The organism is Bacillus sp. JJ722, from assembly GCF_036963345.1.
In the GTDB taxonomy this organism is placed as follows: Bacteria; Bacillota; Bacilli; order Bacillales; family DSM-1321; genus Bacillus_AD.
The window spans coordinates 7,442-11,588 of the sequence record NZ_JBALMO010000177.1; the positions used below are offsets into that span (position 1 = coordinate 7,442).

Annotated in this window: 5 protein-coding genes and 1 riboswitch; all 5 genes read right to left on the minus strand. The window is 37.2% G+C overall.

The genetic code is table 11. The features are described 5' to 3' along the window. Nucleotides 1-88: 88 nt before the first annotated feature. Genes V7014_RS19595 through V7014_RS19615 form a run of 5 tightly spaced genes read right to left on the minus strand, consistent with a single transcriptional unit; the run spans nucleotide 89 to nucleotide 3,648 of the window. On the minus strand, nucleotides 89-859 hold the full coding sequence (locus tag V7014_RS19595) for a TatD family hydrolase (RefSeq protein WP_335509478.1): 771 nt from the start codon (nucleotides 857-859) through the stop codon (nucleotides 89-91). Nucleotides 860-862: 3 nt separating this feature from the next. Further along, nucleotides 863-1,597: an ABC transporter ATP-binding protein gene (locus tag V7014_RS19600; protein ID WP_335509479.1), complete on the minus strand. Its 735-nt coding sequence runs from the start codon at nucleotides 1,595-1,597 to the stop codon at nucleotides 863-865. Beyond that, on the minus strand, nucleotides 1,578-2,363 hold the full coding sequence (locus V7014_RS19605; protein WP_335509480.1) for an ABC transporter permease: 786 nt from the start codon (nucleotides 2,361-2,363) through the stop codon (nucleotides 1,578-1,580). The genes V7014_RS19600 and V7014_RS19605 overlap by 20 nt, the downstream gene beginning before the upstream one ends. Beyond that, complete coding sequence (locus tag V7014_RS19610; protein WP_335509481.1) at nucleotides 2,363-2,644, minus strand: thiamine-binding protein; 282 nt, start codon at nucleotides 2,642-2,644, stop codon at nucleotides 2,363-2,365. The genes V7014_RS19605 and V7014_RS19610 overlap by 1 nt, the downstream gene beginning before the upstream one ends. A gap of 11 nt (nucleotides 2,645-2,655) precedes the next feature. After that, nucleotides 2,656-3,648: an ABC transporter substrate-binding protein gene (locus V7014_RS19615; protein ID WP_335509482.1), complete on the minus strand. Its 993-nt coding sequence runs from the start codon at nucleotides 3,646-3,648 to the stop codon at nucleotides 2,656-2,658. A gap of 144 nt (nucleotides 3,649-3,792) precedes the next feature. Then, nucleotides 3,793-3,902: riboswitch (TPP riboswitch) on the minus strand. Nucleotides 3,903-4,147 lie beyond the last annotated feature (245 nt).

The following is a 4,147-nucleotide window of genomic DNA, read 5'->3' on the forward strand; positions in this document are numbered from 1 at the left end:
CTGGAGCTAGACACCGTGCAAAATTAAAATTACATACTTTCTTCTCTTTTAAAAAAGCGCACAGCCTTTCTGTGCGCTTCTTTATCATTTATTTCATCCCTAACTCATAAAACGTCATCGTATTTTCATAAAGCACTTCATACACCCGTTGCACATCAATTTGCTTAATATGAGCAATTTGCTTAATTGATTCATGAATCATTTGAGGTGAAGTCATCATTCCTTCAAAGTCCCCTTCAAATGGCCACGGTCCATCTGTTTCTACCATCATTAACTCTAATGGATAGATATGAACAAGTTGTTGAATCTCTTCTTCATAGCAAACATCTGGTGTAATAGATATACAGTATCCATTCTCAATCATCCGTTTTATCGTTTCTTCACTACCTTTAAACCAATGAAAATGAGCTTTTTTCACACCATGCTTCTCAAGTAAATCACAAACGATCGGCGCATCCTCATATACTGCATGAAGAATAATAGGTTTGTTTTGTTCCTTTGCAAATATGATAAAACGTTCTAGTAATGCAATGTATGCTGATAAATCTAGCTTTACATTCTCTTGACGTAAATAATATGGTAGACCAACTTCTCCAACTGCCACCATTTCTTTCCGTTGTTCTCCCATCCAATTTAACAGCTCCTTTAGTTCATGTTCCGTCGGAATTTCCTGTTCGGGATGAAAACCAAAAGCCACTTTTACTCGAGAATCTTTTTGAGCTAGCTGCAAGTTATTCATTGATGATTGTAAATGCATCGAAACAGAAATAAGATATGAAAAATCTGGATTAGCTAAAATACATTTCTTTTCATCTTCACCATACGTATCAAGATGAATATGACTATCGATTATCTCCATTGTTTAGCTCTCCTTCAATAGATGATAAAGTTCCTTCTTTAGTTGAAGTAACTCGTCACTAACCAATAAGTCTTCGTTTCGAGGACGAGTAAATGGAACACGAATCTCTTTAATTACAGCGGCCGGCTTTGAAGATAATACGTAAACCTTATCAGATAAAAGCAATGCTTCCTCAATACTATGGGTAATAAATAACACGGAGCGTCGATCTTCTTCCCATACTTTCAATAACCACTTTTGCATGGATAGTCTTGTTAATTCATCCAAAGCTGAGAATGGCTCATCTAAGCACATTAATGATTGTGGGCTGGAAATACAACGTAAAAAAGCCACTCTTTGTTTCATACCGCCAGATAGCTCATGCGGTAGTGCATTCTCATATTCTTCTAAACCAACTCTTTTAATTTGTTCTTTCGCCTTTTCTATATCAACATTGCCAGACAACTCTGCACCTAGTACTACATTTTCAAGAACCGTGCGCCATGGCAGCAAAGCCGGTTGTTGTGGCATATAGCTAATATGCCCCTTAAAGCCATTGATTTTCTTTCCTTGTAAAAGAATTTCTCCTTTATTTGGTTGATATAATCCGCCAATCAAATGAAAGATTGTGCTTTTACCACTTCCGGAAGGTCCTAAGATGCTTACAAACTCACCTTCTTGTACAGTTAATTGTAAATGTTCAATAATGGATTGCTCGTTTGTAAAAGAAAAGGAAACATCATTCATTTCGAGTATCATAGTTATTATTCTCCTTTCTTTTCCACGACACAAAGTATCTTTCAAGAAGTGTAATACAGCTAAAGAAAAGTAAGCTTAACACCATAATAATAAAGATAGCAACAAATACTCGGTCGGTACGAAATGATGAAGAAGCTAATGTCATATACACACCTATTCCTTCTTTCGCACCTAACCATTCAGATATCACTGCCCCCATAACACTATATGTAGCCGAAATCTTCAAACCTGAAAATAAAAAAGGTAAAGCATGTGGTAACTCTAGCTTCCAAAACAATTCCTTCTTACTTGCGCCCATCATATGAAAGTAATGCTTTAATTCAAAAGGTGTTTGCCGTAACCCATCCAATGCTGCAACCGCAACAGGGAAGAAACAAACTAATGCAATAACAATAATCTTTGGTAAGATTCCAAATCCAAACCAAATGACAAGCAGCGGTGCTAGTACGATAATTGGTACATTTTGAGAAAGAATCAACAGTGGGTATACGGCATCTTTCACTTTAGGGAAAACATGTAAAACAGCTGCTAGTATGATCCCAATTAAACTACCAATTATTAGACCTATAACTGCTAATTGAACTGTTGCTCCGAGCTGTTCAAAGACACGGTCAAAATCAGCGATTCCTTCTTTAAGAATCGCTGATGGTGAAGGTAATAGCCATGGTTCTACCTTCAGCACAACCGTTATCATTTCCCAAATGATTAGTAAAAATAATAAAAGAAAGAAGGGTGCACCCTTCTTCCATATAGATTGCTTACTCATTACTTATATTTCTCCGTTAACGTATCCATTGTAATACCATCTGGTTGGAACAAAATTTTCACTTGAGAAATAACGTTTGGTGAACCAAGCTCAATCATTCTATGATTCATTTTTTCTATAATAGTAAATAAGTGAGACAATTCCCCTTCCATTGTTGTTTCTAATGGGTGTACTTCATATTTCACACCTGATTCGTCAATGATTTTAATTGCTTCATCTACTAAAGGAATAACATTCTCTCCTTTAGGAATGATTTGAATACTGATTAATGAATTAGCCATCTTACTTCCCCCTATTCTGGTAAATAATCGTTTGTAAATGCATCTTCCGGAACAAACTCGCCCTCTAGTAATTTATTCTCTGTCATCCAATCACTATAGTTCTTCCAAACTTCCAACTTCTGCTCGCCCCAACGCTTCGCATCATCTTTATATCTTGGCGATAACCATTCTTGACTCTTCTTCACAAGTTCTGGATCTAAATCTGGCACTTCTTTAATAAGAATATCCGCTGCTTCACTTGGATTATCAATCGCAAATTCGTAGCCTTTAGAAACAGCATGAACAAATGCTTCCACTGTGTCTGGGTCTTTCGCTATCATTTTTTCGCTTGTCGTTAAGATTGGTGTATAGTAGTCTAGCTTATCAGAGTAATCTTTCACATAAAGCATATCTAGCTTTTCCCCTCTTAGCTCCGCTTCAATCCCTGTCCAAGCATAATATATCCATGCAAAATCAATATCTCTTTTCACAGCCGTAAAGTAATCAGTATCTCCCAAATTAAGAATATCTACTTTCTTAACGTCAGCGTTTTCTTTCTCCATAATTGCTTTCATGATCGCTTCTTCTACAGGCGAACCATAGCCACCGTATTTTTTTCCTTCGAAATCTTTAGGAGATTTAATATTCTTACTTACCGGCGCAGCAAATCCAGATGTATTATGCTGAATAATAGCCGCAAGTGAAACAATTGGCACACCTTGCGCACGAGCTTGTGTCAATCCTTCTTGATATCCAATACCAAATTCTGCTTTTCCTGAAGCTACAAGCTGATCCGCTCCTGCTTCACCTGGCATAATAATCTCCACATCTAATCCCTGCTCTTTAAAGTAACCTTTTTCCTTTGCTACATATAGACCTGTATGATTTGTATTCGGCGTCCAATCTAAAACAACCGATACTTTCTTCAATTCTTCTTTCTTACCCTTGTCACCTTCGTTACTACTATTATTACTACATCCCACTAATAAAACAGCTGTCAATAAAAAAACAAGTACCTTCTTCACAAGCTTTCTTTCCTCCCTTTATGTATTTATTCATAGTTTGAAAAGCGGAATCGCCTGCATCTGACACATTATATACTTTCCTGTATCACAATAAAAAACGCCCGAAAAAGAATTTTCGGACGTCAGCATACAATAAACGGAATTTAGCGTAAATAATATGTTCCCTCCGCTGGTATGAGCCAGATCAGGTTCAAAGAGTCAGCATCTATCGGATGCTATCTCAGCTGGCAACACCAGCCCCTCCACATGATAATTCACTATGAACTTGTCGATGTTATTATAACAAAAGATTAAAGAAATGCAAAAAACTATTCCGAATTTTCATCACATGCTAGGATAAAAGAAAAGCGGAAGCGCCCGGTTAGTTCCGTATGGACTGGAACATTCCGACTGAGATATAGGAAACACGAAGAGCAGGTAAGCGATTCGATGTTGACTTATCGTAGGGAGATTGGTGAAGTCCACTAGGAGCTGGGCGCTGGAGCTAGACAGTAAGAAA

Coding starts and splice junctions, on each gene's coding strand:
- V7014_RS19595 (WP_335509478.1), bottom strand. CDS start 859: ATGGAGATAATCGATAGTCATATTCATCTTGATACGTATGGTGAAGAT.
- V7014_RS19600 (WP_335509479.1), bottom strand. CDS start 1,597: ATGATACTCGAAATGAATGATGTTTCCTTTTCTTTTACAAACGAGCAA.
- V7014_RS19605 (WP_335509480.1), bottom strand. CDS start 2,363: ATGAGTAAGCAATCTATATGGAAGAAGGGTGCACCCTTCTTTCTTTTA.
- V7014_RS19610 (WP_335509481.1), bottom strand. CDS start 2,644: ATGGCTAATTCATTAATCAGTATTCAAATCATTCCTAAAGGAGAGAAT.